This window comes from Bacillus sp. FSL W7-1354 (assembly GCF_038002405.1).
GTDB lineage: Bacteria > Bacillota > Bacilli > Bacillales > Bacillaceae > Bacillus > Bacillus paralicheniformis.
Map to the genome: position 1 here is coordinate 347,980 of NZ_JBBOCL010000001.1, position 25,668 is coordinate 373,647.

Consider the following 25,668-nt stretch of genomic DNA (forward strand, 5'->3'; position numbering starts at 1 on the left):
CTCCTGTCTGCGTATGTATATACATTGCCCAGTCCATATATAAATCAAGCTTCAGCGACTTTCGTCGGAGAAAATCAGGCAAATTACTTTTTTTTCTGAGCGAGCATTGTTAAAATCGATTTTTACACCTGTGAGAAAAGTGTTCAGACGGTTCTTTTCCCACATGAAAATGTCTAAAAAGATGTCCCTTTTATTTTTAAAAAAGGGAACGCTAATCATACCCGGAAACCGGTTTTAGAGGAGGTACCAGTTTATGGAGCACACATCTGTCTCATCTTTAGTTGTCGTACTGATTATCGCATTTTTAACGCCCATCCTGCTGCACCGTTTCAGGTTAAGCATACCGGTGGTTGTCGCTGAAATTATCATGGGTCTTATTATCGGAAAAAGCGGGTTCGATCTGGTCGCCCAGCACGATACATGGCTCGAAACTTTATCGATGCTCGGATTTATCTTTTTAATGTTTTTAAGCGGGCTTGAAATCGATTTTTCCGCATTTGAAAAAGGAAAGAAAAAGCAGCTGCTTCCGAGCGGAAAGGAAGCGCCGAATACATTTAAAACGGCTTCGGTCATCTTTATTGCCGTCTTTATTTTATCGCTCGGCCTTTCTTACAGCTTTGTCATGGCAGGATTTATTGACAACGCCTTTTTAATGACGCTGATCATTTCGACAATTTCGCTCGGGGTTGTCGTTCCGACGCTGAAAGAAGAGCGTCTCATGAAGACAAATAGCGGCCAGATTATTTTGCTTGTCGCCGTCATTGCCGATCTTGTCACGATGATTCTGCTTGCAGTGTTCGCCTCAATCTACGGGGACGAAAACAGCAATATGTGGCTGCTGATGATCTTATTTGCCGCCGGCGTCGTTTTATACCTGTTCGGAAGGATATTTAAAAAGCGGCCTTTTGTCGAAGTGCTGTCAAAAGGAACGATCCAGATCGGCACAAGGGCGATATTTACGCTGATCATCGTACTTGTGGCGTTGTCCGAGTCGCTCGGTGCAGAAAACATACTTGGCGCGTTTTTGGCCGGGGTGCTTGTTTCGCTGCTTTCGCCGAACAAGGAGCTCGTTCAGCAGCTCGATTCATTCGGCTACGGATTCCTCATCCCGATCTTCTTTGTGATGACAGGCGTCAAATTGGACATTTGGTCACTGTTTGGCAATCCGAAAATTTTAGTGATGATCCCGCTTCTGTTTGTGGCTCTGTTAATCAGTAAAGTCGTTCCGGTGCTGTTTTTGAAAAAGTGGTATGACATGAAAACCGTGCTGGCTTCCGGTTTTCTCCTGACTTCCACGCTTTCTTTGGTGATCGCGGCGACAACGATCGGCGAGCGCATCGGCGTCATTGACGCGCAGATGTCCGGCGCGCTGATTCTGGTCGCTGTCATTACATGCATCATCACACCGACCGGCTTTAAAAAATTAATGCCGAAAACGGAAAGCGAAAAAGAGAAAAAGACGATCACCTTTATCGGCGCAAATCAAATGACGCTGCCGGTCACGCTCGAACTTTCTCCGGAAGATTATCACGTCAGAATCCTGCATGTCCGGCAGGAAAAAAAGGAAGAAAATCTGGCGGATCCGGTGTTTGATGTTGAAGTTTTGCCTGATTATGAATACGAGACGCTTCAATCATTCGGCGTTTTCCAAACGGATATACTCGTCGTGGCCACTGGCAGCGAAGAGCGCAATACAGGGATCGCGCTTTTTGCGAAGGAGCAGAAAGTCGCGAGAATTATCGCCAGCGCAGATTCTCCAGACGCCGAATCCAGACTGAAAGATAACGGAATTGATACCTTCTCCATTCTGCTTTCTACAAAAACGCTGCTACGCGCGCTTATCGAGGCGCCTGGCGTTATGAAACTCCTGACGAACCAGGATGCGTCGCTGTATCAGATCAATATGAGCAATGAGCGATTTGACGGTGTTCTGTTAAGGGAGTTTCCGTTTACGGGAGATGTTATCTTCGTCCGAATTTTCCGCGGGGTGGACAGCATCGTGCCCCACGGGGATACAAGGCTGCAATTGGGTGACAGGCTGATCGCCACCGGTTCGCGCGAATATATTGCGGAATTGAGAAAAACGCTTGGAGACTGATGCTTGACCATTTTGCAATTCGTGATAAGATAAAAGTATAAACTGAATGAACAAGAAATGTTTTCCACTAGGGGAGTCCTTGATAAGGGCTGAGATAAAAGTGTGACTTTTAGACCCTCATAACCTGAACAGGTTCAAACCTGCGTAGGGAAGTGGCACGGTATTTGAGTATGTATTTATGCAAATTCCAAACCACTTTCCTTGCGGGAAAGTGGTTTTTTTATGTTCAGAATCGAAGGAGGAGCCTCGAAATGAAGTTTTCAGAAGAATGCCGAAACAGCGCTGCAAAATGGTGGGAAGGCAGTTTTGTCCATCCGTTTATTCAAGGGATTGGAGACGGCACACTTCCGGTTGATCGATTTAAATACTATGTCATGCAGGATTCCTACTATTTGACCCACTTTGCCAAAGTCCAATCCTTTGGTGCGGCATATGCTCGCGATTTATATACGACAAGCCGGATGGCTGAACACGCGAAAGGCACATATGAAGCCGAGATGTCGCTCCATAGGAAATTCACCGATCTATTGGGAATCACAAAGGAAGAACTGGAGTCGTTTCAGCCGTCGCCGACAGCGTATGCGTACACATCGCATATGTACCGTTCTGTCGTGAGCGGCAGTTTTGCGGAAATACTGGCCGCTTTGCTTCCTTGCTATTGGCTCTATTATGACGTCGGTGAGACGTTAAAAACGTGCAGGCCTGACAGCGCGGTTTATCAGGAATGGATCGCGACATACGGAGGCGACTGGTTTAAAGAACTTGTGACAGAACAGATCAACCGCTTCGATGAGCTGGCTGAAAACGCCGATGAGAAAACGCGCGCGAAGATGAAGGAGAACTTCGTCATCTCCAGCTTCTACGAATACAGCTTCTGGGATATGGCCTACCAAAAAGAAAGCTGGTCAAAAAGCGGGGTGGATCAGCTTGCATCTGCACGCGATCACCGATGACAAGCACTCTGTGGAAGAGCTTGCTGCAAAAATCATCTCGATTCAAAATGCCGTTGACTTTATCCATATCAGGGAAAGATCAAAAAAAGTAAGTGAAATATCAAGTTTAATCGACCGCCTTGCCGAAGAAGGGGTTGATAAGCGGAAACTGATCATCAACGACAGGGTGGATATCGCTTTGTTTCATCACATTCACCGGGTTCAGCTGCCTTCACACGGCTTTTCCGTCAAAAGTGTGAGGAGCCGTTTTCCGCATTTGAAAATCGGAAAGTCCGTCCATTCGCCAGAAGAAGCGGTTCAGGCTGAAACTGAAGGTGCAGATTACGTGCTGTTCGGCCACATTTTTGAAACGGACTGTAAAAAGGGCCGGAAAGGAAGAGGGGCTCTCAGTCTGGCTGAAGTGAAGGCGGCTGTCCGCATTCCGGTCATTGCGATCGGGGGTATTACCGAACAACGACTGGCGGAAGTCAAAATGGCAGACGGCATCGCCGTGATGTCGGGGATCTTTTCCCATGACAGACCGGATGAGGCGGCCGCGCGGCTTGCCTGTCTCGCGAAGGGAGATTCATATGAGAAAGCGCTATGATACGATCGTGATCGGCGGAGGCATCATCGGGACATCCATCGCTTACCATCTTGCGAAAGCGGGGAAAAAAACGGCCGTGTTTGAAAGCGGAGAAGTCGGCAAAAAAGCGACGAGCGCGGCGGCGGGCATGCTCGGCGCCCATGCGGAATGCGATAAACCCGGTACCTTTTTCGAATTTGCCAGAGTCAGCCAAAAAGCCTATCAGCGGCTGACGGGCGAATTGAAAGACATAAGCGGCATCGATATCAGAAAGCATGACGGAGGGATATTAAAGCTGGCATTTTCAGAAAGCGACCGCGAACACCTGATGCAAATGGCTGCACTGGATTCAGTGGAATGGCTTGAAGCCGCTGAAGTATATGAGCTGGAACCGCATGCCGGAAAAGGGATTCTCGGCGCTAATTTCATTCGGGACGACATCCATGTCGAACCGGCCGCAGTGTGCAGGGCATTTGCCAGGGGGGCCCGGATTCTCGGTGCCGAGGTCTTCGAGTTTACCCCCGTTTTATCGATCGAATCTGAAGCGGGGGCCGTCCGCGTCACTGCTGCTTCATGCACCGCGGAGGCGGAGCACGTTGTCATTGCAAGCGGTGTGTGGAGCGGTGCTTTCTTTAAACAGATCGGCATAGACAAAAGCTTTTATCCTGTCAAAGGGGAGTGCCTGTCTGTGTGGAATGACGGCATCCCTTTGACGAGGACGCTTTACCATGATCATTGCTACATCGTTCCGCGCCATAGCGGAAAGCTTGTCGTCGGCGCGACAATGAAGCCCGGGGATTGGAATGAACAGCCGGAACTTGGCGGAATCGAGGAGTTGATCCGAAAGGCCAAGTCGATGCTCCCTGACATTGAATCCATGAACATCGACCAATGCTGGGCCGGATTGCGCCCGGAAACAGGGGATGGCAATCCATATATCGGCAGACACCCTGAAAATGACCGGATATTGTTTGCTGCCGGACATTTCAGAAACGGCATCCTCCTGGCACCTGCAACCGGTGAGATGATAGCTGACATGATCCTCGGCAATCCGGTCAAAACAGAGTGGGCCGAGGCGTTTAAAGCAGAGCGAAAGGAGGCTGTGCACAGGTGAACATTCAACTCAACGGCCGGAAAATAGAGTGGAGAGATGACGGCGGCACGATTTACGATTTGCTCGCATTCTACAGTTTGGAAAATCGTGTTGTCGTTGTTGAAAGAAACAGGCAGATTATCGGAAAAGACCAATATCAAACAGTCAAACTGGAAGAACACGATGTCATCGAAATCGTTCATTTTGTCGGAGGGGGATAAACCGTTATGTTAAAAATCGCAGATCGTCAATTCTCATCAAGATTATTGCTCGGCACAGGGAAGTATCCGTCATTTGAAATTCAAAAAGAGGCTGTCAGTGCATCTGAATCGGAGATCCTGACCTTTGCCGTCAGACGGATGAATATTTTTGAAGAGTCTCAGCCTAATTTTTTGGAGCAGCTTGATTTAAGCCGTTATACGCTTTTGCCGAATACGGCCGGAGCAAAAACGGCTGAGGAAGCCGTCCGGATCGCCAAGCTTGCTAAAGCGAGCGGTCTTTGCGACATGATCAAAGTCGAAGTGATCGGCTGTGACCGTTCGCTTCTGCCTGACCCGGTAGAAACGCTGAAGGCGTCAGAAGCCTTGCTTGAAGAAGGCTTCATTGTGCTGCCGTATACATCGGACGATGTCGTCCTTGCGAGAAAGCTTGAAGAGCTCGGCGTACACGCCATTATGCCCGGGGCCTCTCCAATCGGTTCGGGACAGGGAATCGTCAATCCGCTTAACCTGTCGTTCATCATTGAACAGGCTAAGGTTCCTGTAATCGTGGATGCCGGAATCGGTTCTCCGAAAGATGCGGCATACGCAATGGAACTCGGCGCTGACGGAGTGCTTTTGAACACGGCAGTGAGCGGGGCGAAAGATCCGGTCCAAATGGCGAAGGCTATGAAGCTCGCCGTTGAAGCGGGCAGACTCGGATACCTTGCCGGACGAATTCCGGAAAAGAACTACGGCATCGCCAGCAGTCCTGAAGAAGGGAAGTTGACGATTTGACCGGCAGGTATTCAAGACAGGAGCTTTTTCACCCGATCGGACCGGACGGCCAGGAAAAATTAAGTCGCGCCCGCGTCCTGGTGATCGGTGCGGGGGCATTGGGCGCGGCCAGCGCAGAAATGCTGGTGAGGGCCGGAGTCGGTTCGCTGACAATTGCCGACAGGGATTATGTGGAATGGAGCAATCTCCAGCGCCAGCAGCTCTATACGGAACAGGATGTGGTTGATCATATGCCAAAGGCAGCCGCTGCCGAAAAAAGGCTGCGCCTGATCAACAGCTCTGTTCAAGTGACCGGCATTGTAGCAGATGTTACCGCGGAAAAAGCGCTCGAGCTTGCGGAGAAAGCGTCCCTGATCGTCGATGCGACCGATAATTTTGAAACGCGGCTGATCATGAACGATGCGGCGGTCAAGTTAGGCATCCCTTTTCTGTACGGCGCGTGTGTCGCAAGCTATGGCATCACATATACCGTCATTCCGGGGAAAACACCGTGCCTTCACTGTCTTTTGGGGCATTTGCCCGCGAATACCATGACGTGCGACACAGCAGGGGTGATCGGTCCGGTTGTTCAGCAGGTTGCCGCTTACCAGGTAACAGATGCCCTGAAGCTGCTGACCGGGCATGAACCGTCAGGAATGCTTCGCTCATTTGATATTTGGACAAATGAGCGCTCTGAAGTCCGGGCTGACGCGCTTAAACATGGCTCGTGTCCGACGTGCGGAAAAGGCGAGTTTCCGTTTCTTTCAGCTGAAAACGAAACAAAAGCAGCCGTTCTTTGCGGCAGACAAACGGTTCAGATCAGGCCGGCCGCGGAACAGCCGCCGGAGCTGGAGCCGCTTGCCGCCAGATTAAAAAAAGCCGGTTTGGATGTGACGGGAAATCCTTATTTATTATCTTGCCGTACGGAGGATTTTAAGTTCGTGATTTTTCGGGACGGACGCGCTTTGATTCACGGAACGAACGATATCAATCGCGCGAAAACGATATATCACAGGTGGATTGGCTAAAGGCCGAAGGGAGTGCAAACATCATGAGCATATACAAAGCATTAACAATCGCCGGGTCGGATTCAGGAGGCGGCGCCGGCATTCAAGCCGACATTAAAACATTTCAGGAGCTTGGCGTCTTCGGCATGACGGCTTTGACAGCGGTCACTGCGCAAAATACAACAGGGGTTCACGGCGTCTACCCGCTATCTCCGGAAGCACTCGGCACGCAGATTGATGCAGTGGCGGAAGATTTAAAACCTGACGCCGTGAAAACAGGGATGCTGTGGAGCGTGGAGATGATTGAGGTCATTGCTGAAAAAATTGCAACATACGAGCTTAAACGTGTGATTGTCGATCCTGTCATGATCGCCAAAGGCGGCGCTTCACTATTGAATGAGGAAGCAGTTGAAACATTGAAACGGCGCTTGCTTCCGCTTGCTTATGCGGTAACGCCGAACATACCCGAAGCCGAAGTGCTGACAGGGAGAAGCATTCAAACAATGGAAGACCGCAAAAAAGCGGCTCGTGAATTGCATGAAATGGGCGTCCGCAACATTATCATCAAGGGAGGGCATCAGCCCGAGGATGGCAAAGTAACCGATCTCCTCTTCGATGGAGAGGTGTTCACGGAAAAAACGAACACCTATATTAAGACGAAAAATACCCATGGAACAGGCTGCACATTTGCCGCCGCTCTTACCGCGCAAACAGCGAAAGGAAACGGCATTCAAGGAGCTTTCAGCATCGCTGAGGCTTTCGTCCACGAAGCGGTTGCACACAGCCTTGATTTCGGAGCCGGCCACGGACCGACCAACCATTTTGCATATCAAAAGATATCCAATGCAGGGTTGGAACTGTAGTCCCGCAATAAAAATGAAAAATATCGCGGCAGACATCAAAAACGGTCTCTGCCGCTTTTTATATTCTGAAATTGTCAGCCTGCTATTAATTGTGATACTATATATTATGATCAGGTACTAATAAAATGTTAATCATTAGGAGGATTTCATACATATGAATTTATCACTGGAAGGCCGGAATATCGTCGTCATGGGTGTAGCAAATAAACGAAGCATCGCTTGGGGAATCGCCCGCTCGCTTCACAATGCAGGCGCAAGACTGATTTTTACGTATGCGGGTGAGCGGCTTGAAAAATCGGTCAAGGAGCTGGCCGATTCTTTGGAGCGGAACGATTCAATCGTACTTCCTTGTGATGTCACAAATGACCAGGAAATTGAAGCGTGCTTCGCCGACATCAAAAAAGAAGTCGGGGTCATCCACGGCATTGCACACTGCATCGCTTTCGCAAACAAAGAAGACTTGGCTGGAGAATACTTAAATACCACCCGCGACGGTTTTCTGCTCGCACACAATATCAGCTCTTACTCACTGACAGCGGTCGCTAAAGCGGCGCGCGGCATTATGACTGAAGGCGGAAGCATCGTCACGCTGACATACCTTGGCGGCGAGCGCGTTGTATCCAACTACAATGTCATGGGTGTTGCGAAAGCATCGCTTGATGCCAGCGTCAAATACTTGGCGAGCGATCTCGGAAAAGACGGAATCCGCGTCAACAGCATTTCCGCAGGGCCGATCCGGACATTGTCCGCAAAAGGAATCAGCGACTTCAACTCGATTTTAAAAGAAATCGAAGAACGCGCACCGCTTCGCCGCACGACGACTCCGGAAGAAGTCGGCGACACGGCTGCTTTCCTGTTCAGCGACCTTTCCCGCGGTATGACCGGCGAAAACCTGCATGTTGATTCAGGCTATCATATCATCGCGCGATAACATAACGCTAAAAAGCAATCCGTTAAAGGATTGCTTTTTCTTTTCTTCTGATTTCTCCTTTTTTGCATATAGATATACCATGAACAGATCGGAGGGATCAAGATGTCTAGCAGAAAAAACGATGCGGAGCAAAAGCCGCTCATGTATATTGTGCAGCCGGACTATGATAAGGCAGAAGCGAACATGCAGGATATTCTGATTAAAAGAAAGAAGAAAGCAAAACCCGACGCTTCCGAACAAAAAGCCCGGCGAAAGGAACAGCAGGATGAAGCCGTCCGGCCAGACGAAAAGGATGGCGCCGAAGCGGTGCTTAGCGATGAGGCGAATCGGTCAGAAAAAGGAGTCAAACCGATTAAAAAGCCGCTCAGCAAGATGACCATCGCCGAGAAAATCGACTTTTTGGCAAGCCTTCCCGGCAATATGCCGAAAACCCTTTGCCTCATTGAAGCAGACGGGAAGACATACAGAGGAACGATCGCCGGAAAGAAAGGCGGTTCCGTATTTGTCAAAACGTCGAGCAAAGGGGCTCCGGCGGAACTGCAAATCGAGAGTATTACTTCCTTGCACCCGCTTGGCTTTTAAATTACACGATAAAAAAAGTCCCGATTCAGGGACTTTTTAATTTGAACGATTGATCAGTTGCGGATTTAAGCATTCGATCGCACAGAAGCATTCCAGATCCACTTCGACGCAGAAATTTGTTTTTTCCAAGCGGAACACATCGCAAATTTTGTCTTTTTCTTCTGTGAAATCGAGAACGCGGCGATTTTCATCAAAGGCAATCAACAGTCTTAATGTAGCACAGCAGTCCTTAATGTCTTCAACTCTGAAAAACACAGTGCTGAAGCAAGGGCCTGCCTGAAGTTCTCCGACATTTCCAAACGCTACGAACGGCTTAGACTTTGAGGTGTATATAATAAATGGAATGGTGTCGCCTAAGTGCCTCGAAGGGGAAAGCAGGTTGCTGAAGCAGCTTGTCGGGCAGCCTTCTTCCTCAATGGCGTTTTGCAGATCGTGAATGTTTTCAACGGCTTCGCACACGCAATTTTCAGCTGAACATTTTGTCATGTTATGATCCCTCCCAGTTCAGGATATAAAATTTCGTTTTTCGGCCTGGCTTTTCTATTGGTAAAAGGAGCTGCCGAAAGCCGGCAGCTTTCGTGAAAAGACTGGCATCAAGCCGATCATAACGGCCGGCTTGATGCAGTCCGACACCTTTTAACCGTGGTGCTGATTGTGTTTTTTGTCTGTTGCGCGATCAACTAGTTCAGGTGACAGACATTGAATTGCGCAGAAACAAGTTAAGTCAACCTCGATGCAAAAGTCCGTTTTTTCAAGCCCGAAAAAGTCAGGGTCACAAGGATGGCAGACGCTTAATGTGTCGCCGTTTATGTCCACAGGCCTCAGGATTGAAAGCGTTGCACAGCAATCTTTTAGATTTTCTGCCCGGAAGAAAATCGATTCGAAGCACTGCATATCATCTGAAAATCCGCCGACATTTCCAAATGTTGAAAACAAACCGCCTTTTTTGTCGTATATAAGGAACGGAATGGTGTCTTTACCGGAAACCGTCGGACTCAGCAGATTGCCGAAGCAGCTCGTCGGACATGTTTCTTCAACTGCATCCTGTTCTTTTATAATTTGTTCTACTGCATCGCATACACAATTTTCATGCCGGCCATGATGTTTTCCGCAGCTCATGGATTTCAGCTCCTTTTTATAGGGATATTTGACTTTAGTCTTTAACAACATATGTACCCGTGCCCTTGTTGGTGTGGGTAATCGTCTATAAAAATGAAGAAAAGCAGAGCTTGATGGCTCTGCTTTTTGAATTATAGAAGGCCGACGATAAGGGCGACGATGGTGATTGTAACAGTTTGAACAAATGTGCTTACGATGACGGCTGTGTCTGTATCTTCGGTTGTGACATGTACATTTCGGGAATTATCAATCACCAATTTTTGTCTGTTCGTTTGTTTATTGGCAGTTACTTGCAGCAAATCAGATGTTACAAGTTCGGCTAGATCAGGATCATCGATAATGGCGAGAACAATCGTTACAGCTAGTGTTTGCACAGCTGTCATGACTGATACCAACGTTTGTGTGTCTTCAGTTGAGACTTGAACATCACAAGAGTCTTTAATGATGATCGTTTCATCTGAGAGCTGTTTGTTAAGATGAAGTTGATCTAGGTCAGAATCGATAAAGCCATTTTGCCCTTTCCTACCACAGTTGCAAGTATAGTCGTCACATAATTTTTTCTTAGGATAACTAGGGTGATAATCGTTACCTGGATGTTCGCATTCCGGGTCAAGCGCAACCCATGAATATGGTCTTGTTTCCATTTCATTTCCTCCTTCCATTTACTATTATTAAATGTTGTAACTCCTTAACTTGTATAAGACAGATACCCTGCTACAAATCCCCATTTTTTTCTTCGTTTGCTGCTGAAGTATCCGACTCGGTTGAATTTTCCGCTGTTGCTGTGTTTTCTTGTTCCCTCCGTTGTCTAAGTTTATCTCTCAATCTATTTGTTCTGTTTCTTCTTCTTCTTGTTCTCTCACCATTTTCTGAAGACGCATCAGCGTTCTTTTCTCTCTTTGTCCCTTTTTCCTTCGCTGCGGCTATTTCTTTCTGTCTTTGAACTAAAGCATCGGATTGTTTTTTTAGATCTTCCAGCATATTGAAAATATTTTCTTTTTCTTCTTCTGAAAGCTTCCGAACTTTATCGCTGGTTACTCCCCGATTTTTCAAGATATTTTTAACAACTGATTTCATTATCGGATCTACGTTCTCTTGGAGTTTTTCAAAATCTGCCAATTGTTTCTCACCTCAATTTCTCAAAAAATATTAGAAAGAAAGGAAGGCTTAAAGTATGTCAAGCTCTGTGATAAGCGCGATCAGCACTTCGGTTAAAACTTGGACGGAAAGCAGGATCTCCAGCGAGGAAAGCGTAATCGTGACATTGCGGCTGCCGATGACTTTGATGATGACTCTTCTCCTGCTTTGCAGCCTGTGTACGGCTAAAACATGTTCTGAGACGATGTCTGCTGTATCCTCGTCTTCGATCGCAAGCTGAGCCGATAAAATCGTCAAAGAGATCACAGTGGCTTGTAAAGAGAGAGCTGCTGTTATGTTTGCCGTGTTTACAGTGACATCTTCGGAATCAATCACTTCAATGAGCTGGTCATATTCCCGGTATAATTCGTCAAATGTTTCTGCGTACAGCGCTTCGGCTTTTTCATGAAACGACATAACTTTCACTCCTTTCTTATCCACACTTTATTAAATGCAGATCGGTAACTTAGCGGAATGAGGAAAACATACATTTCAGCACCCAAATTTGCTGTTTTAGGGAAGGCGGTTCCGGCATATATTTGGAAGCAGGAAAGGGGGTGCCCTGTGATACAAAGCTGGCTTTTATATATTCTATTTTCTATCGCGGTATTTCGGCTGACGCGGCTGGTCGTGTTTGACACGATTATGGCGCCGTTTAGAAGCCTGTTTCACGAAGAGGTTGAAGAAAAAAACGAAAAAACGGGAGAGACCGAGACGTATCTTATCATGAAAGGAAAAGGCGTGAGAGCTTGGATCGGCGAGCTGTTGAGCTGTTATTGGTGTACGGGTGTGTGGTGTACCGCGTTTTTGCTTGTTCTTTACGCATTTGTTCCGACCATTGCCGAATGGCTAATTCTTCTGCTTGCCATCGCGGGTCTTGCTGGGGTACTGGAAACGATCGTGTCCAAATGGCTCGATTGAATGGGGATTTATCATTGGCAACTTATGAAAAGAAGACTCATATAATGGCGTATAAGCATGAGAAAGGAAGGAATGCAATGAGACAAGTGAAAAGAAGGCAGCAAGGCCGATTAACGAACGCTTCCAGCAATCATCAGTCCACTTTCTCAAAAAAAGTGAAGAAAAAAGGCTGCGGATGCGGCAAAAAGAAGAGAACCTATTAATATCAAAAAAAGCCGGATACAGTCCGGTTTTTATGTTGCCAATTTTTCTTCTGATGCATACACCATCATAAGGGGGAAAAGCGATGAATGTATTTGAACAGCTGGTTGAATCAATATGCCGTAAGCACGATCAAACGCAAGCCGGCCATGACCGGGTGATCTTTGAGCAGCAGAAGGAACTGGAGACATTTGAACGTTCTGCCGAACAGTTCGGCAGGCAAGTCGAAGCGTTTGCAGAGAATGCCGAAAAATGGCTGGGAGAGGACGTGAGTCTGCCGGGCATCTATAAATAATCCACGGAAGCCCTATGCATCAATCCAAGCGAATCCTATCAACTGTCATATCGTGTAGAGAGAAAAGGAGGTGCTTTAGATGGGCTTTTGTGGCGGAGGCTACGGCGGCGGCTATGGCGGCGGCTATGGTTCAACGTTTGTATTGATCGTTGTCTTGTTTATTCTTCTCATTATTGTCGGCGCTTCTTTTAAATATTAGTTTTTGAGTTGAAGCGAAGAGGGCGGCGGCATGTGTGCCGGGTCCTCTTCTTTTTGAACGGGAAAAGCACAAGGCTTTTCAAAGATGCATAAGATAGCGTATCACTCCCAAAAAGGAGGCATAGGTATGGACAATCAATTTTTCAAAAACATCGAAAAGAAAACGGGCGTCAGCATGAATGACGTCATGCAGCTCGCAAATTCGCTGCAAAATGCCAACTTCAAGGATGAAAAAACGGTCCGCAGCGTGATTAAGCGCGTCGCTAAATTGGCGAACAAACGGGTTCCGCAGGAAATGGAAGATAAGATTGTTGAATCCATTGTAAGCGGCAAGGAAAAAATGGATTTCAACACGATCGCGAAAATGATGAACAGCAAAAAATAAACACCGCGCCTTCCGATAAAAGGAGGGCACGGTGTCTTTTATTGCAGCTGGAGCTGGGGATTCGGGCGTAAAACAGGCTGCAAAAACCTTGAGCGGTATGCCGTTCTGCCCCTTCTGACGGAAGGGACGCTGATATACAGACGATCCTCGGCCCGGGTCATGGCGACATACAGCAGCCTCCGCTCTTCTTCAAGAGCGGTTTCGTCGCCTTTTCTCGCTGTCTCAAGGGCAAAGTCATGCGGAATCGAGCCGTCCTGCACCCCCAGGATATAGACCGTTTTGAATTCAAGCCCTTTCGCACGGTGGATTGTTAAAAGCTGAACACCGTATCCGTCAGCTTTTTGCTTTTCCGCTGCTCTCATATGATCGACATGCTCAAGAAATTCGGGGATCGTTTTGAATTTTTTTGCCGCTGTTTTGAGATCCCGCAGATCGTCAGACCCTTTTTCGAGCTTGTTTCCTTCGTTACCGCGCTTTTTCAAGTAATCGGAAAATCCCATTTTTTCCTCTGCGAAAGAGATCGCTTCAACTGGTTTCATCGTTTTTAAGCCTGTGAAAAAAGGAACGATTTTCTTTATTTTATCAAGCTGAAACGGTTTGATGTCGGTTAGTTTTTCAAGCGCGTGAACCATCGTGCAATCTTCGGTAATCGAGAGCGCTTTAAGCGTATTTAATGCGGACTGCTTGAGAAAGAGGGCGGGTAAAATCTGTTTGACGGCTTCCGCGTCATCCTGATTTTGGCTTAAGTAGAGATAAGCCAGCATCTGCCGGACGATTCTCCTGCTGTAAAACGACCGGACGCCTTGTTCAGCCGTGTACGGAATAGCTGACTGGTGCAGACGTTCAAAGATTGCGCGCCCGCTGCTGTTTGTCCGGTATAGGATGGCGAAGTCATCAGGCTTAGCGCCCATTTCAATTTTTTCTTGGATATCAGAGACGATCATAATCGCTTCTTCCTCTTCATCATAAGGATAAAATATAAGCGGTTTTTGGCGGTCATCTCTCGCGGCACTTAATGTTTTCGGAAAACGCTTTTTATTTTTCCTCACGACCATATCGGCGCTTGCCACAATCGGATGGCTCGATCTGTAATTCGTCGTGAGGCGGACCGTTTTCGCCTTCGGATAATCTTTTTCAAAATCGAGTATAAAAGAAGGGCTGCTGCCTCTGAACGCGTAGATTGACTGGTCATCATCCCCGACACAGGTCAGGTTGTTTTCCGGGCTCGCCAACAGCTTGATGATGGCATACTGAACAGGGTTAATGTCCTGAAATTCGTCGATCAAAATCGCGTGAAAGCGCGTCTGATATCGTTTTAAAATGTCTGGCTGTTCTTGAAACAGCTGCCAGCATGCAGATGCCATATCGTCGAAATCGAATTGGCGCCGCGCAGCTTTTTGTTCTTCATATTGACGGTACAGCCGGTGAACCCGCTTTTCCCATTCGTCTTCCAGCGGAATCTGTTCGCCCGGAAGATAAGCGTTCTTCCAGTAGCCGATCTGCTGGATCGCCTGATCAACCGGAAAATCTTTTTCATCAAGCCCTTCTTCGGCAAGGGCCATTTTGATGTATTGTTCTTTTTGCCATTCCCATTTCAGCAGGTGCTCGCCATTCCATCTTGCCGGATCATGGTGATAAAGAATTTTGTAGAAAAAGCTGTGGAAGGTGCCTGTCACGAGGCGGTTCACAGTCTGCATCGGCAATCCGTATTGCGAGGCCATCCGCTCTTTCATTTCTTTCACGGCTTTTGTCGTGAATGTGACGAGCAAAATGGCGGAAGGCGGGATATCGAGCCGGGATATCATATAAGCCGCTCGCGCGGTTAATACCCGTGTTTTTCCGCTTCCCGCGCCGGCCAGAACGAGAAGGGGTTCTTCGGGGGCCGTCACGGCGGCAAGCTGTTTCTCATTCAGCGGCACATTCGGAAAGACCGGTTCCGGGGCCGTTTCTTCCGCTGGGGAGAAAGGAAAATGGATGGAAGCTTCGCGAGGCGGCGTCCAGAAGTCCGCATCCGTCTTCTTTTCCTCTCCGATCGCTTTGCCTTTCGGGAGACGGAACACGCCGCTTTCTGTATAGTCGTTCTGTCTGGTTTGCTCTGTCTTCTCGTTTAAGCAAGCTGCTTCACATTGAGAAAAATCCCCGTTTTCCCGGTGGAAAAAATGTGGTTCTTCATGAATCGACAATTTCAGTCTGAGCGGCAAGCCGCAATGTTTACACGTGATTCTGTCTTTTCTTGCTTCATCAAAGAGGAATTGCAGGTGTTCTCTCGAATATGTATGTATATGAATGTCTCGGTTATTGAATCGGGCGCATTTCAAAAAGAGGTCCTCCAATTAATGGGTAATCGTCTAGTGTTATGAGACAACGTCTATCATATCAAATGAAAACCGTTTAAAACAGTAGATTTTTGGGAATTAAAGCTGATGAGGAGGAGATCGAATGGGATATTTGCCGCCTGTCCATCATGATCAATATACACAGTACGCCAATCGTAGCATCAGCCAAAAATCGAACTATGCGCATATACAAAAAACCGCCAATATCCCAAGCGAGCGCGCCTACCGCGAAGTCGAAAAAAGAGAGGAAAACCAGACTGCGGCTTTTAGGCGGGTCTTGGAAAAGAAGCGAAAAAAAACGCTGAACCGCCGTGTTGCGGAAAAGGCGGAAAGCGGACGCTACGTTAACGAGTCCGTTTGAAAGATGAAACAAACCCCGGCTTTTATACCGGGGTTTTCGTTATTTTTTGCGCAGTTTTTTGAGTCCGAAATACAGAATAATCATAGCGGCCGCTCCGATCATAATCGGAGTCGTGTACGTTCTCGCCACATTTTCAACATGGTCCCACCGGCTGCCGAGCTGTATGCCGAGGTAGACGAATAATATCGACCACGGTATGATGGCCAGCACGGTCAGACCCGTGAATTTTAAAATCGGCATTTTCGCAATTCCTGCCGGAATGGAGATGGCGTGCCTGACCACGGGAATGAAGCGGGCGGAAAAGACAACGCCTCCGCCGTATTTCTCAAACCATTTTTCGGCCGTTTGAATGTGATGCTTTTGGATCAATAAGTACTTTCCGTATTTGTATAAAAACGGCCTTCCGCCGTAATAGCCGATCCAGTATAAAAACAATTGAGCAATCGTTCCCCCGATGACGCCGGCGATCACGGCCCCTGTCATCGTAATGGAGCCGCTTGACACCAAGTATCCGCCGTAGGCCAGTACGATTTCACTCGGGATGATTTCGATCATTAAACCGATTGCAATGCCGAAATAGCCAAGATCGGTCAGCCACATTAAAATATCATTCACTATGCTTCCCATTTTCGTTTTTTCTCCCTGCTTTTGATTTCATCAGCCGAACGTTGGAGCAGCCGCCGGGATGTTTCCCTGCCGTCCGCGCGGGAAACAAGCGAATCTCAAAAACCGTCCGGATGCGCCCTGTGCCATTGCCACGCGCTTTGAATGATGGTTTGTAAATCGCTGTATTGCGGCTTCCATCCGGTATCTTCCATCAGTGTCCGGCTGTCCGCCACAAGCACTGGCGGATCCCCCGCTCTGCGCTCGTCCGTTTTTGCTGCAATGCTTCGCTCTGTCATGTTTTCCGCGGTTTCAATGATTTCTTTTACGGAATGTCCGGCTCCTGTCCCTACATTATAAACATTTTGCTTCAGTCTGTCTTCATATAACCTGTCAAGAGCCGCCAGGTGGGCGGAAGCCAGATCGAGGACGTGAATATAATCCCTGATGCATGTTCCGTCCGGTGTCGGGTAATCATCTCCGAAAATGGACAGCTGCTTTCGCTGTCCCAAAGCCGTCTGCAGGACGAGGGGAATGAGATGGCTTTCAGGATCGTGATCCTCGCCGATCGCTCCGTTTAAAGCGGCGCCGGCCGCGTTGAAGTAGCGGAGGGCTGCCCATTTGACACCGTGCGTTTTCCCGACCCAGTGCAAGTATTTTTCGATCATCAGCTTCGATTCCCCGTAAGGATTGACAGGGGAGAGGGGGGCTGTCTCTTTGATCGGGACGTTCTCCGGGATGCCATATACGGCGGCGGTCGACGAAAAGACGATGTTTTTGACGCCTTCCTTGATGACCGTTTCGAAGAATGCACAAGACTTGAGCGTGTTTTCCCTAAAGTAGAGCTCAGGCTTTTCGATCGATTCGGACACAAGGCTTTTGGCGGCGAAATGGATGACAGCATCGACATCATGATGTTTGATGATGGCTTTGACAAGTGCCGCATCACCGATGTCGCCTTCGTAAAAGCTGATCCCGCTGACGGCTTCCCTGTGTCCGGTAGATAAATTGTCAAGCACGACGACGGAGCGGTTTTGCTTTGTTAATTCGAGTACGGTGTGGCTGCCGATGTATCCGGCTCCTCCTGTAACGAGTACGGATGTCATTGCCATGCTCCTTTCTGCGCCTCTTTTTTTAGGACGCTTTCCAGGTAGGCGAGCAGTTTTGGCCGCATCTCGTCCCGCATAAGAGCGATTTCCGTACTCGCTTTTAAACTGCCCAGCTTGTCGCCGATATCAAAGCGGCTTCCTTCCAATTTGCGCGCATACATGCTTTGTTCCCGGCAGATTTCCCTTAGTGCGTCAGTCAGCTGAATTTCATTTCCCGCACCGCGCTTCGTTTGTTCGAGCACAGGGAAAATCGAAGGCCTCAGCACATAGCGGCCCATAACCGCGATATTTGAAGGGGCTTCTTTGACAGACGGCTTTTCCACTAGATCGTCAATTTGATATACTTTGTTCTTTTGCGCGGACGTCTGAATAATGCCGTATTTGCTCACGTCCGCCGGATCGACTGGCTGAACGCCGATTACTTCTGTCTGATATTCTTCAAATACTTCGAGCAGCTGCCGAAGCGCCGGCGTTTCTGACACCATGATGTCGTCGCCGAGAAGGACGGCAAACGGCTCATCACCGATGAAATGCTTGGCCGATAACACCGCATGTCCGAGACCGAGGGGCTCCTTTTGCCGGATATAATGAATATTCGCCATATCGGCGATGTCGCGTATCTCTTTTAACACATCATTTTTTCCTTTGGCGAACAGGTTTTGCTCCAGTTCAACAGAGCGGTCAAAATGGTCTTCAATCGAACGCTTATTTCTTCCTGTAATGATAAGGATGTCTTCTATTCCTGATTGAACAGCTTCTTCCACGATATATTGTATAGCCGGTTTATCGACAATCGGCAGCATTTCTTTCGGCTGCGCTTTTGTTGCCGGCAAAAACCTTGTACCCAAACCGGCTGCTGGGATGACTGCTTTTTTTACTTTCATGGTTATTCACTCCTGGTCTTTTTTATGAATCTGTTCCGGGTTCTTGAAACACCCAAAGCCTGTTTCCGATAAAGTTGATCGCCATTCCTGCGACTGTTGCGGACATTTTGCTGACAAAAAGGGAAAGGCCGGCTTTTTGAAAAATATACAGAAGGACAAATGTAGCGCCCGCTGCTGCAAGATTGATTATGATAAACCGGACGATTTCCGCGCCATGTGCTTTTTCCTTTACTTGAAACGTCCATGTCCGATTCCAGATATAGCTGTTTGCTACGCCTGCCGAATAGGAAAACAGCTGTGCGGCCAGATAGGGTACGCGGAGGGACGTAAGGATGAAAAACACGGCGAAATCAACGAGTGTGTTTCCGGCTCCGACTATCCCGAAACGGGCGAGTGTGGTGATGTTTTTTTTGTTCATAACGGCATTCGGCTGTTTACCTCCCGTCTATTTTGTGTAGGGCTTCGTAAAAGCTTAGAAACAACTTTAATAGACAATGTTGAATAAACGATAAACAAAAGATGAACAAAAGATGAACAAACTATGAAATGTTTTCTGAGGAAAAGAAAAACCGTTCCGCTTAAAAAGCGGAACGGTTACTTTTTGACCATTTTGACATGGGGGATATTCGCATCTAAAAATTCTTCAGACACGACTTTATAGCCGTGTTTTTCGTAAAAGGGAACAGCCTGTGTCTGCGCGTTCAGCATGAATTGAACCGCGCCTTGCTTGGCGGCTTCCTCTTCAAGCGCCTGAATGATCAGGTTGCCGATGCCGAGGGAGCGGTGGCTTTTCAGTACACAGATTCGTTCAAGTTTGCCATAGCCGTCGACAAGCCGTAGCCGGCCAGCGCCGATCGGCTCTTTTCCGTCATAGATGACGAGATGTGAAGATTCCTGATCGAGATGATCCATTTCTTCTTCCGGTGATACGTGCTGCTCCTTGATAAAGACTTCCTTTCTAACAAAGAAGGCGTCTTCAAGCTGTTGTTGATTCTTCACAATGACGGCTTCCACTGGCTTTCTTCACGCTCCTAAAATAAAAGTTTCATAGACGGTCCAAGATCCGTTGTCCAATTGATAAAGCAGGTGAAAGCGGTCGATGACTTCTTCGTGCGACGCGTCTCTCATTTTCAGCGTGCCAAGGACGTCGGAATGCTCATCATCTGACAGCTTTTGTGCGACTGTGACATGGGGAACAAACGCATATTCGGGTTTGTCTTCCAAAACGCCGCTGTACATTTTTTCATGAAGCTGCGTCAATTCTTCTGTCGGTTCGGCTTTCATATAGATGACATTATTGACAGGGGCAAAGGAACTGAATTTTGTAATCTTCAGCGTGACCGGTTTCAGCTCTTTTGAAAGTTCCCTCAGGTGTCCTACGACGCTCGCGATCTCGTCTTCGGACACTTCAAAAGGTGTTCTTAATGTAAGGTGGGGCGGAATTAAAGCGTAATTCGGGTCATAGCGTTTTCGGTAGGAATTTGCAATGTCCTGAAGTTTTTTTGATGGAAATAGCACAATACCGTATTTCATTTTGTTCCCTCCTTAAACAATTGATATGGTTTAGTATATCAAAGATGGGCCGATATACAGAGAGCTACAGCATTTTTTTTAAAGCGGGGGTGATGAGCGGCTGCCAGTATGTCCACTTGTGATCCCCGTCGAAAGCTTTGAAATCGTAGTTTGTCTGCTTTTCTTCAAGCAATTCTTTTAATTGCTCATTTGGACCGGTGAAATCCAAAATTTGATCATCAGTCGTTTTGACGGCGGTTTCTTTCTCTCCGATTTGGTGGCAAATTGAAATAAGCTGCAGGGAATTGGACTGTTTCACTTTATCGAGAACATGGCGGTCGACATAAGGTGACTGCATAATGACGTTTCCGAACATATTCGGATAGTCAAGCGCCGTCATGAGGGAAACCGTTCCTCCGAGCGAATCCCCGATCAGCGTCCTGCCTGATCCGACTTGGTATGTCGGGTACTCACTGTCGGCGAAAGGGACGAGTTCATTTGCCAAAAAACGTTTATACGCTTCGAATTTTGACCCTTCCGGATGGTATGTAAGCCTTCTTTCCTGTACGTTTTTGTACGGAATGCCGATGATGATGCTTCTTTCGATTTCGCCGTTTGCCAGCAGTTCTTCCACCTGTCTGCTGATGCGCCCGAGGCGGAAATAGTCATGTCCATCCTGTGCGATGATCACATGATATTTGTAAAGCGGCGAGAAGGATGACGGCAAATAGACGAGAAGCTCCATTTCCTCGCCGAGCTCTTCCGAAAAAAGCTTCTTCTCCTGAATGACTCCTGTTTTCATAGCCAAGATGAATTCCTCCAGAAATAATGTTTGTGAACGTTTCCATTCATTTTAACACGAAATTCTCTTGTGAAAGAAGCGAAAAGGGCTGCCAAACTGTTCGGCAGCCGTGATTTTTTATGTCCGTTTTTTTTCGTACCAGGGCGTTGACGGTCTATCCGGAGGGTATCCGCAGCGTTCGCGGTACATTTTTCTTTCCTCTGTGAAATCCCACCAGCTTTTAGCGCTTTCGGGATCGTTGGCATAATGGACGATGCATCGCAGCGCATCTTCTGCACAAGGATCTTCCCAGTAGCCTTTCAGTTTTTCGAGGCGGATGATCAAATCCGCACCTGATTCATGCTTGATGTCGCCAAGGGAATAGTAGCCCAGGTCAACGGCGCACTGCGCCATTTTCGGCCCGATGGAAGGAGCGGTTTGAAACTGGGCGAGCGCCTTGATGTATGCGGCGCGCTCCAAAGACGAACCGAGCGTATGTGCAAGGACGGACAGATCCATATATGCCGTGTTTTTTATTTTTACCTTGGCTGTCCTTAAGTTTGACCGTTCTTTTTTTGTCAGAGGCAGCTTCATATGAACACCTTTTAAAGATACAGATCGAACATGTTGACGTCATAGCCGAACTGTTTTAAATAATTAAACAGCTGGGCCCTGTGATGGAAGACGTGGGTGAGCGTTTCCGTCAGCCAGCGGCTTTGGGTCATCCCTTCATCAAGGTAAAACGGCTTTGTTTTTTTCGTCAAAAATTCCTCGTCGGAGAGGGAAGTCATATACGTTTGAAAAGCAGCGAATCCTTTCTGCATAGCTTCAGCCATTTGGTCAGCCGACTGCAATGCACTATACTTCTTTTCAATTCGGGAGATGGCGGCCTCTTCCTTTTCCTGCATGATAGCCATGTCGGCTTCTGGGATGGCCGTCAGATGGCTTGCCAGTTCTTTCAGGCTTCGCATGCGGTCGGCGGGCCGGTAAGACCAGTCAGATTCCTTCACTTTTTTCAGAAGATGACACGTGGAGCGGATGCCCGTCTCCATCTCGTGGAACAAATCGCTCCGCAGGGCTTGAACTTGCTTCATTTGCTTCATCCTTTCCATTTTGCTTTATTCTAAAAGTATCACCTAATCCTGACAGGCTTTGTCACGATTCTAAAAAAAATCAGTCGTACCTTGCTAAAATGTCAGCAGCCTTCCGTTTCAGCTGAAGCTTGATTTCTGCGGGTTCTTTGACAGTTGCCTCAGTGCCGAGGTTCCACAAAAGTTCCCCGAAATACTCAAGTTCTGGTCTGGGGAGGTTTGCATCGATCGCCCCCGTCCCGTCATCCCGCATGGTGAGGATCTTGAATAAGTCCACATCAGCCGCAGCCCGCCTGGCTCCTCTGCGTGTCAGTTCCGCTTGCAGCCGCACCGGTTCAGAGCACTCGCTCTCCGAATGTTTGATCCAGCTGAGAACCGATGGATAGGGAAGCTGGCGGGCCAGCGGGCTGGCCGCTTTTTCCGCCCGAAGGATGCGGTCGGCGCGGAACAGTCTGAACGCCTGCCTTTTAAAGCAATAGGCCGGACAGTACCAGAAGCCGTTCCAGCTGAACAAGCCGATGGGCTGGATGGATCTCTCCGCGCAATCGTCAGTTCCGTCATAAACGACCGTCAAAACGGATTGATTGATGGCTGCATCAAGAAGCGTTTCTAAATGTTCGGCGGCTTTTGGACGATGCGGATTCCAGAACACGATTCTGTCTTTCATCGCATCAATCCGCTCCTGTGTTTCCACGGGAAGGTGGCGGTAGAACTTTTTTAAAACCATCCGCGTTTCCGCATCAAAGGGAAGCGATCCGAAAAACTGCAGAGATTGATACGCGAAAAACATAGCCGCCGCCTCTGATTGTGTAAAAAAGAGCGGCGGAAGCACAGGTTCATTCAGCAAATAATAGCCTCCGTTCGCGCCTGTTTCAGAATAGATCGGGACGCCGAGCGCGCTCAGCTCGTCCAGATCGCGGAGAATCGTGCGGTAGGAAACCCCGAATTCTGCTGCGAGCTCCCCGGCCGTAAATTTTCGTTTTGTATGAACGGTCATCATCAATTCGATTAATCGCTCTGTTTTTGGCATCTGATTCCTCCGGTTCCGTCGTTTGGTTTCATCATACCATGTTCAATATGAGGAAAGATTTAAAAATGACCCTTGAAAAATGTCTTGACTTAGGTTAAAGTAAAGAACAATCAGAAAATTGAAGAGATTCTTATCACGAGAGGTGGAGGGACTGGCCCTTTGAAACCTCAGCAACCGGTCTGCACTGACGATGTCAGTGTACCAAGGTGCTAAATCCAGCAAGCAGATGCTTGGAAGATAAGAAGAAGCGCATAATCCCCCTTCTTCTTATGAAGAAGGGGTTTTTTATTTTTAAAAGGATGGTGTCATATGACTGAACATGTACAAACAACGCTGGCGCAAATCGGCAACCGCAGTGATGAAATAACGGGAACTGTCAATCCTCCCGTTTATTTCTCTTCTGCGTACAGGCACAAAGGGATCGGGGAATCCACAGGGTTTGATTACATTCGCACAAAAAATCCGACAAGACAGCTTGTTGAAGATGCAATCGCGAAACTCGAAGGGGGAACGCGCGGCTTTGCGTTCAGTTCCGGTATGGCTGCCATTCAGACGATCATGGCTCTGTTTCAAAGCGGGGATGAGCTCATCGTTTCGTCCGATTTATATGGGGGAACGTACCGCCTTTTTGAAAACGAATGGAAGAAATACGGACTTCGCTTTTTCTACGACGATTTTTCAGACGAAGACTGTATCAAGTCGAAAATCACGAACAATACAAAGGCACTGTTTGTAGAAACGCCGACAAATCCGCTCATGCAGGAAGCTGATATTCAAAAAATCGCGCAAATCGCCAAAGAGCACGACTTGCTGCTCATTGTTGACAATACGTTCTATACACCGGTTCTGCAAAAGCCGATTGAGCTCGGCGCTGATCTTGTCATTCACAGCGCGACGAAGTATTTGGGCGGTCATAACGATCTTTTGGCGGGGCTTGTCGTTGCAAAAGGCGAAGAGCTGTCTGAGGAAATGTTCCAGCACCAAAACGCCATCGGCGCGGTTTTATCGCCGTTCGATTCATGGCTCTTAATGAGAGGGATGAAGACGCTCGCTCTCAGGATGAGACAGCATCAGGAAAACGCGCGGGAACTTGCGGCCTTTTTGGAAGAGCAGGAGGAAATTGCAGATGTTCTTTATCCGGGAAAAGGCGGCATGCTGTCATTCCGCGTTCAAAAAGAAGAATGGGTTAATCCGTTGCTGAAAAATCTCAAGACGATCTGTTTCGCCGAAAGCCTCGGCGGAGTCGAAAGCTTCATCACCTATCCGGCGACACAGACCCATATGGATATCCCGGAAGACATCCGAATTGCAAACGGCGTCTGCAACAGACTTCTGCGCTTTTCAGTCGGAATCGAACACGTCTCCGATTTAAAGCAGGATCTAAAAGCTGCGCTGGAAAAAGTAAAAGGGGAGGCGGTTCCGCATGAGTCATGAAAACTGGACGCTTGAAACAAGGCTTGTTCATAACCAAAATAAAACGGACGGAGCAACCGGAGCCGTCAGCGTGCCGATCCAGCACGCCTCAACCTTTCATCAAGGTTCTTTTGACAAATTCGGCGAATATGACTACAGCCGGTCAGGAACACCGACAAGAACGGCGCTTGAAGACACGATAGCCGAGCTTGAGGGAGGGACGAGGGGATTTGCTTTTTCATCCGGAATGGCCGCGATTTCCACCGCCTTTCTGCTTTTGTCAAAGGGCGATCACGTGCTTGTCACAAAAGATGTGTACGGCGGCACTTACCGGATGATTACGGAAGTGCTGAGCCGCTTCGGGATTGAACATACTTTCGTCGATATGACGGATTTAAATGAAATTGCTTTAAACATAAGGGAAAATACAAAAGTCATCTACCTTGAAACACCGTCAAATCCGACGCTCGGCATTACGGATATCAGAGGCGTCGTCAAGCTTGCCAAGGCGCACGGCTGTCTGACGTTTCTTGACAACACGTTTATGACCCCGGCGCTGCAGCGGCCGCTCGAGCTCGGCGTCGATGTTGTGCTACACAGCGCGACGAAGTTTTTAAGCGGACACAGCGACGTATTATCAGGACTTGCCGTTGTGAAAGACAAAAAGCTCGGGGAAGAACTTTATAAGCTGCAAAATTCGTTCGGCGCTGTTCTCGGCGTCCAAGACTGCTGGCTTGTGCTGAGAGGGCTGAAAACACTGCAGGTTCGGCTTGAAAAAGCATCTCGAACAGCTCAGCAGCTCGCTGAATTTTTTGAAAAGCATCCGGCCGTCAAACAAGTGTATTATCCGGGGCTGTCTTCGCATCCGGGTGCGTCAGTTCACAGGCACCAGTCATATGGCGCCGGCGCCGTCCTTTCGTTCGAGCTGGAGAATGCAGAAGCCGTGAAAAAGATTGTGGAACGCGTCTCTCTTCCGGTCTTTGCCGTCAGTCTCGGCGCTGTGGAGTCGATCCTTTCCTATCCGGCAAAAATGTCACACGCCGCTATGCCGAAAGAAGAGCGGGAAAAACGGGGGATTACCGACGGCCTTCTGCGGCTGAGCGTCGGTGTGGAACATGCCGATGATTTGCAGGCCGATTTTGCCCGTGCATTGGAAGCCGTATCCGGAGCGTTCGCCCGATCATAAAAGAAGCCGCAGACTCTTCAGGGAATCTGCGGCTTTTTTT

Annotated in this window: 34 protein-coding genes and 2 riboswitches; of the genes, 18 read left to right on the plus strand and 16 right to left on the minus strand. The window is 48.1% G+C overall.

The window, feature by feature from the left end; all coding sequences use genetic code 11:
• Positions 1-253 precede the first annotated feature (253 nt).
• The 10 genes from MKZ04_RS01795 (at position 254) to MKZ04_RS01840 (ending at position 9,066) form a co-directional block, all read left to right on the plus strand.
• On the plus strand, positions 254-2,098 hold the full coding sequence (locus tag MKZ04_RS01795; protein ID WP_341045146.1) for a monovalent cation:proton antiporter family protein: 1,845 nt from the start codon (positions 254-256) through the stop codon (positions 2,096-2,098).
• A gap of 59 nt (positions 2,099-2,157) precedes the next feature.
• Positions 2,158-2,266: riboswitch (TPP riboswitch) on the plus strand.
• Positions 2,267-2,349: 83 nt separating this feature from the next.
• Positions 2,350-3,051: a thiaminase II gene (gene tenA, locus MKZ04_RS01800; RefSeq protein ID WP_023856671.1), complete on the plus strand. Its 702-nt coding sequence runs from the start codon at positions 2,350-2,352 to the stop codon at positions 3,049-3,051.
• Entirely contained in the window at positions 3,026-3,637 is a 612-nt protein-coding gene (tenI, locus tag MKZ04_RS01805) for a thiazole tautomerase TenI (protein WP_023856672.1), read from the plus strand. The genes tenA and tenI overlap by 26 nt, the downstream gene beginning before the upstream one ends.
• The gene (gene thiO / locus MKZ04_RS01810; protein ID WP_105979040.1) at positions 3,621-4,730 is read left to right on the plus strand and encodes a glycine oxidase ThiO; all 1,110 of its coding nucleotides are present in this window, start codon (positions 3,621-3,623) and stop codon (positions 4,728-4,730) included. Before tenI ends, thiO begins: the two co-directional genes overlap by 17 nt.
• Positions 4,727-4,930 (plus strand): sulfur carrier protein ThiS, encoded by a 204-nt coding sequence (gene thiS, locus MKZ04_RS01815; RefSeq protein WP_105979039.1) that lies wholly within the window; start codon positions 4,727-4,729, stop codon positions 4,928-4,930. Before thiO ends, thiS begins: the two co-directional genes overlap by 4 nt.
• Positions 4,931-4,936: 6 nt before the next feature.
• On the plus strand, positions 4,937-5,704 hold the full coding sequence (locus MKZ04_RS01820; protein WP_020450957.1) for a thiazole synthase: 768 nt from the start codon (positions 4,937-4,939) through the stop codon (positions 5,702-5,704).
• The gene (locus MKZ04_RS01825; protein ID WP_020450958.1) at positions 5,701-6,711 is read left to right on the plus strand and encodes a thiazole biosynthesis adenylyltransferase ThiF; all 1,011 of its coding nucleotides are present in this window, start codon (positions 5,701-5,703) and stop codon (positions 6,709-6,711) included. The genes MKZ04_RS01820 and MKZ04_RS01825 overlap by 4 nt, the downstream gene beginning before the upstream one ends.
• Before the next feature lie 23 nt (positions 6,712-6,734).
• Positions 6,735-7,553: a bifunctional hydroxymethylpyrimidine kinase/phosphomethylpyrimidine kinase gene (gene thiD / locus MKZ04_RS01830; RefSeq protein ID WP_341045150.1), complete on the plus strand. Its 819-nt coding sequence runs from the start codon at positions 6,735-6,737 to the stop codon at positions 7,551-7,553.
• Positions 7,554-7,707: 154 nt separating this feature from the next.
• Positions 7,708-8,484: an enoyl-ACP reductase FabI gene (gene fabI, locus MKZ04_RS01835; protein WP_003180687.1), complete on the plus strand. Its 777-nt coding sequence runs from the start codon at positions 7,708-7,710 to the stop codon at positions 8,482-8,484.
• Positions 8,485-8,586: 102 nt separating this feature from the next.
• Positions 8,587-9,066 carry a CotO family spore coat protein gene (locus tag MKZ04_RS01840; RefSeq protein ID WP_003180690.1) on the plus strand — a complete coding sequence of 160 codons (480 nt, stop codon included), beginning with the start codon at positions 8,587-8,589 and terminating at the stop codon, positions 9,064-9,066.
• Between the two features lie 36 nt (positions 9,067-9,102).
• On the opposite strand, the gene MKZ04_RS01845 is transcribed toward MKZ04_RS01840, so the two are convergent.
• The 5 genes from MKZ04_RS01845 to MKZ04_RS01865 all read right to left on the minus strand — a co-directional run bounded on the left by MKZ04_RS01845 (position 9,103) and on the right by MKZ04_RS01865 (position 11,739).
• Complete coding sequence (locus MKZ04_RS01845) at positions 9,103-9,552, minus strand: CotY/CotZ family spore coat protein (protein ID WP_020450960.1); 450 nt, start codon at positions 9,550-9,552, stop codon at positions 9,103-9,105.
• 150 nt (positions 9,553-9,702) lie between these two features.
• Complete coding sequence (locus MKZ04_RS01850; protein WP_026579896.1) at positions 9,703-10,185, minus strand: CotY/CotZ family spore coat protein; 483 nt, start codon at positions 10,183-10,185, stop codon at positions 9,703-9,705.
• A gap of 131 nt (positions 10,186-10,316) precedes the next feature.
• Positions 10,317-10,829, minus strand: coding sequence for a spore coat protein (locus MKZ04_RS01855; protein ID WP_026579895.1), 513 nt, complete (start codon positions 10,827-10,829; stop codon positions 10,317-10,319).
• Positions 10,830-10,899: 70 nt separating this feature from the next.
• The gene (locus MKZ04_RS01860) at positions 10,900-11,304 is read right to left on the minus strand and encodes a spore coat protein (protein WP_149169386.1); all 405 of its coding nucleotides are present in this window, start codon (positions 11,302-11,304) and stop codon (positions 10,900-10,902) included.
• Between the two features lie 48 nt (positions 11,305-11,352).
• On the minus strand, positions 11,353-11,739 hold the full coding sequence (locus MKZ04_RS01865) for a spore coat protein (protein WP_328056130.1): 387 nt from the start codon (positions 11,737-11,739) through the stop codon (positions 11,353-11,355).
• A gap of 147 nt (positions 11,740-11,886) precedes the next feature.
• Between MKZ04_RS01865 and MKZ04_RS01870 the strand changes: the two genes are divergently transcribed.
• The 5 genes from MKZ04_RS01870 to MKZ04_RS01890 all read left to right on the plus strand — a co-directional run bounded on the left by MKZ04_RS01870 (position 11,887) and on the right by MKZ04_RS01890 (position 13,322).
• Positions 11,887-12,243, plus strand: a complete 357-nt coding sequence (locus MKZ04_RS01870) for a DUF1360 domain-containing protein (RefSeq protein WP_341045159.1) — start codon at positions 11,887-11,889, stop codon at positions 12,241-12,243.
• A 77-nt stretch (positions 12,244-12,320) separates the two neighbouring features.
• Entirely contained in the window at positions 12,321-12,446 is a 126-nt protein-coding gene (locus MKZ04_RS01875; RefSeq protein WP_254926386.1) for a hypothetical protein, read from the plus strand.
• Positions 12,447-12,529: 83 nt separating this feature from the next.
• Complete coding sequence (locus MKZ04_RS01880) at positions 12,530-12,739, plus strand: hypothetical protein (protein WP_341045161.1); 210 nt, start codon at positions 12,530-12,532, stop codon at positions 12,737-12,739.
• Positions 12,740-12,818: 79 nt separating this feature from the next.
• Positions 12,819-12,938 (plus strand): YjcZ family sporulation protein, encoded by a 120-nt coding sequence (locus MKZ04_RS01885; RefSeq protein ID WP_341045163.1) that lies wholly within the window; start codon positions 12,819-12,821, stop codon positions 12,936-12,938.
• A gap of 126 nt (positions 12,939-13,064) precedes the next feature.
• Positions 13,065-13,322, plus strand: a complete 258-nt coding sequence (locus MKZ04_RS01890) for a stage VI sporulation protein F (RefSeq protein ID WP_003180710.1) — start codon at positions 13,065-13,067, stop codon at positions 13,320-13,322.
• 38 nt (positions 13,323-13,360) lie between these two features.
• Here MKZ04_RS01890 and MKZ04_RS01895 read toward each other — a convergent pair whose 3' ends face one another.
• On the minus strand, positions 13,361-15,640 hold the full coding sequence (locus MKZ04_RS01895; protein WP_341045165.1) for an ATP-dependent helicase: 2,280 nt from the start codon (positions 15,638-15,640) through the stop codon (positions 13,361-13,363).
• Positions 15,641-15,761: 121 nt separating this feature from the next.
• Between MKZ04_RS01895 and MKZ04_RS01900 the strand changes: the two genes are divergently transcribed.
• The gene (locus MKZ04_RS01900; protein WP_003180714.1) at positions 15,762-16,019 is read left to right on the plus strand and encodes a hypothetical protein; all 258 of its coding nucleotides are present in this window, start codon (positions 15,762-15,764) and stop codon (positions 16,017-16,019) included.
• Positions 16,020-16,058: 39 nt separating this feature from the next.
• Here MKZ04_RS01900 and MKZ04_RS01905 read toward each other — a convergent pair whose 3' ends face one another.
• The 10 genes from MKZ04_RS01905 to MKZ04_RS01950 all read right to left on the minus strand — a co-directional run bounded on the left by MKZ04_RS01905 (position 16,059) and on the right by MKZ04_RS01950 (position 23,029).
• A complete protein-coding gene (locus MKZ04_RS01905) occupies positions 16,059-16,646 on the minus strand; it encodes a DedA family protein (protein WP_020450968.1) in 588 nt (195 codons plus the stop codon).
• Positions 16,647-16,741: 95 nt separating this feature from the next.
• Entirely contained in the window at positions 16,742-17,728 is a 987-nt protein-coding gene (gene galE / locus MKZ04_RS01910) for a UDP-glucose 4-epimerase GalE (RefSeq protein ID WP_023856677.1), read from the minus strand.
• Entirely contained in the window at positions 17,725-18,621 is an 897-nt protein-coding gene (gene galU / locus MKZ04_RS01915; protein ID WP_161517303.1) for a UTP--glucose-1-phosphate uridylyltransferase GalU, read from the minus strand. The genes galE and galU overlap by 4 nt, the downstream gene beginning before the upstream one ends.
• 16 nt (positions 18,622-18,637) lie before the next feature.
• Complete coding sequence (locus MKZ04_RS01920; protein ID WP_023856679.1) at positions 18,638-19,033, minus strand: GtrA family protein; 396 nt, start codon at positions 19,031-19,033, stop codon at positions 18,638-18,640.
• Between the two features lie 176 nt (positions 19,034-19,209).
• Positions 19,210-19,629, minus strand: coding sequence for a GNAT family N-acetyltransferase (locus tag MKZ04_RS01925; protein ID WP_003180726.1), 420 nt, complete (start codon positions 19,627-19,629; stop codon positions 19,210-19,212).
• Positions 19,630-19,638: 9 nt separating this feature from the next.
• On the minus strand, positions 19,639-20,148 hold the full coding sequence (locus MKZ04_RS01930; protein WP_003180728.1) for a YjcG family protein: 510 nt from the start codon (positions 20,146-20,148) through the stop codon (positions 19,639-19,641).
• Between the two features lie 64 nt (positions 20,149-20,212).
• Positions 20,213-20,935 carry an esterase family protein gene (locus MKZ04_RS01935; protein ID WP_128822764.1) on the minus strand — a complete coding sequence of 241 codons (723 nt, stop codon included), beginning with the start codon at positions 20,933-20,935 and terminating at the stop codon, positions 20,213-20,215.
• Between the two features lie 111 nt (positions 20,936-21,046).
• Positions 21,047-21,502: a helix-hairpin-helix domain-containing protein gene (locus MKZ04_RS01940; protein WP_003180732.1), complete on the minus strand. Its 456-nt coding sequence runs from the start codon at positions 21,500-21,502 to the stop codon at positions 21,047-21,049.
• An 11-nt stretch (positions 21,503-21,513) separates the two neighbouring features.
• A complete protein-coding gene (locus tag MKZ04_RS01945) occupies positions 21,514-22,002 on the minus strand; it encodes a DinB family protein (protein WP_341045171.1) in 489 nt (162 codons plus the stop codon).
• A gap of 79 nt (positions 22,003-22,081) precedes the next feature.
• Complete coding sequence (locus MKZ04_RS01950) at positions 22,082-23,029, minus strand: helix-turn-helix transcriptional regulator (protein WP_328066510.1); 948 nt, start codon at positions 23,027-23,029, stop codon at positions 22,082-22,084.
• Positions 23,030-23,156: 127 nt separating this feature from the next.
• Positions 23,157-23,273: riboswitch (SAM riboswitch) on the plus strand.
• Positions 23,274-23,338: 65 nt separating this feature from the next.
• On the opposite strand from MKZ04_RS01950, the gene MKZ04_RS01955 reads away from it, so the two are divergent.
• Together MKZ04_RS01955 and metC are read left to right on the plus strand one after the other, a co-directional pair.
• Positions 23,339-24,463 (plus strand): methionine biosynthesis PLP-dependent protein, encoded by a 1,125-nt coding sequence (locus tag MKZ04_RS01955; RefSeq protein ID WP_003180736.1) that lies wholly within the window; start codon positions 23,339-23,341, stop codon positions 24,461-24,463.
• Complete coding sequence (gene metC / locus MKZ04_RS01960) at positions 24,453-25,628, plus strand: cystathionine beta-lyase (protein ID WP_020450974.1); 1,176 nt, start codon at positions 24,453-24,455, stop codon at positions 25,626-25,628. The genes MKZ04_RS01955 and metC overlap by 11 nt, the downstream gene beginning before the upstream one ends.
• Positions 25,629-25,668 lie beyond the last annotated feature (40 nt).

Excerpts from the sequence above, each read along its gene's own strand:
- MKZ04_RS01795 (WP_341045146.1), top strand. The coding sequence starts at position 254 with ATGGAGCACACATCTGTCTCATCTTTAGTTGTCGTACTGATTATCGCA.
- tenA (WP_023856671.1), top strand. The coding sequence starts at position 2,350 with ATGAAGTTTTCAGAAGAATGCCGAAACAGCGCTGCAAAATGGTGGGAA.
- thiO (WP_105979040.1), top strand. The coding sequence starts at position 3,621 with ATGAGAAAGCGCTATGATACGATCGTGATCGGCGGAGGCATCATCGGG.
- MKZ04_RS01820 (WP_020450957.1), top strand. The coding sequence starts at position 4,937 with ATGTTAAAAATCGCAGATCGTCAATTCTCATCAAGATTATTGCTCGGC.
- thiD (WP_341045150.1), top strand. The coding sequence starts at position 6,735 with ATGAGCATATACAAAGCATTAACAATCGCCGGGTCGGATTCAGGAGGC.
- fabI (WP_003180687.1), top strand. The coding sequence starts at position 7,708 with ATGAATTTATCACTGGAAGGCCGGAATATCGTCGTCATGGGTGTAGCA.
- MKZ04_RS01840 (WP_003180690.1), top strand. The coding sequence starts at position 8,587 with ATGTCTAGCAGAAAAAACGATGCGGAGCAAAAGCCGCTCATGTATATT.
- MKZ04_RS01845 (WP_020450960.1), bottom strand. The coding sequence starts at position 9,552 with ATGACAAAATGTTCAGCTGAAAATTGCGTGTGCGAAGCCGTTGAAAAC.
- MKZ04_RS01850 (WP_026579896.1), bottom strand. The coding sequence starts at position 10,185 with ATGAGCTGCGGAAAACATCATGGCCGGCATGAAAATTGTGTATGCGAT.
- MKZ04_RS01855 (WP_026579895.1), bottom strand. The coding sequence starts at position 10,829 with ATGGAAACAAGACCATATTCATGGGTTGCGCTTGACCCGGAATGCGAA.
- MKZ04_RS01865 (WP_328056130.1), bottom strand. The coding sequence starts at position 11,739 with ATGTCGTTTCATGAAAAAGCCGAAGCGCTGTACGCAGAAACATTTGAC.
- MKZ04_RS01875 (WP_254926386.1), top strand. The coding sequence starts at position 12,321 with ATGAGACAAGTGAAAAGAAGGCAGCAAGGCCGATTAACGAACGCTTCC.
- MKZ04_RS01880 (WP_341045161.1), top strand. The coding sequence starts at position 12,530 with ATGAATGTATTTGAACAGCTGGTTGAATCAATATGCCGTAAGCACGAT.
- MKZ04_RS01885 (WP_341045163.1), top strand. The coding sequence starts at position 12,819 with ATGGGCTTTTGTGGCGGAGGCTACGGCGGCGGCTATGGCGGCGGCTAT.
- MKZ04_RS01890 (WP_003180710.1), top strand. The coding sequence starts at position 13,065 with ATGGACAATCAATTTTTCAAAAACATCGAAAAGAAAACGGGCGTCAGC.
- MKZ04_RS01900 (WP_003180714.1), top strand. The coding sequence starts at position 15,762 with ATGGGATATTTGCCGCCTGTCCATCATGATCAATATACACAGTACGCC.
- MKZ04_RS01905 (WP_020450968.1), bottom strand. The coding sequence starts at position 16,646 with ATGGGAAGCATAGTGAATGATATTTTAATGTGGCTGACCGATCTTGGC.
- galE (WP_023856677.1), bottom strand. The coding sequence starts at position 17,728 with ATGACATCCGTACTCGTTACAGGAGGAGCCGGATACATCGGCAGCCAC.
- MKZ04_RS01920 (WP_023856679.1), bottom strand. The coding sequence starts at position 19,033 with ATGAACAAAAAAAACATCACCACACTCGCCCGTTTCGGGATAGTCGGA.
- MKZ04_RS01930 (WP_003180728.1), bottom strand. The coding sequence starts at position 20,148 with ATGAAATACGGTATTGTGCTATTTCCATCAAAAAAACTTCAGGACATT.
- MKZ04_RS01940 (WP_003180732.1), bottom strand. The coding sequence starts at position 21,502 with ATGAAGCTGCCTCTGACAAAAAAAGAACGGTCAAACTTAAGGACAGCC.
- MKZ04_RS01945 (WP_341045171.1), bottom strand. The coding sequence starts at position 22,002 with ATGAAGCAAGTTCAAGCCCTGCGGAGCGATTTGTTCCACGAGATGGAG.
- MKZ04_RS01950 (WP_328066510.1), bottom strand. The coding sequence starts at position 23,029 with ATGCCAAAAACAGAGCGATTAATCGAATTGATGATGACCGTTCATACA.
- MKZ04_RS01955 (WP_003180736.1), top strand. The coding sequence starts at position 23,339 with ATGACTGAACATGTACAAACAACGCTGGCGCAAATCGGCAACCGCAGT.
- metC (WP_020450974.1), top strand. The coding sequence starts at position 24,453 with ATGAGTCATGAAAACTGGACGCTTGAAACAAGGCTTGTTCATAACCAA.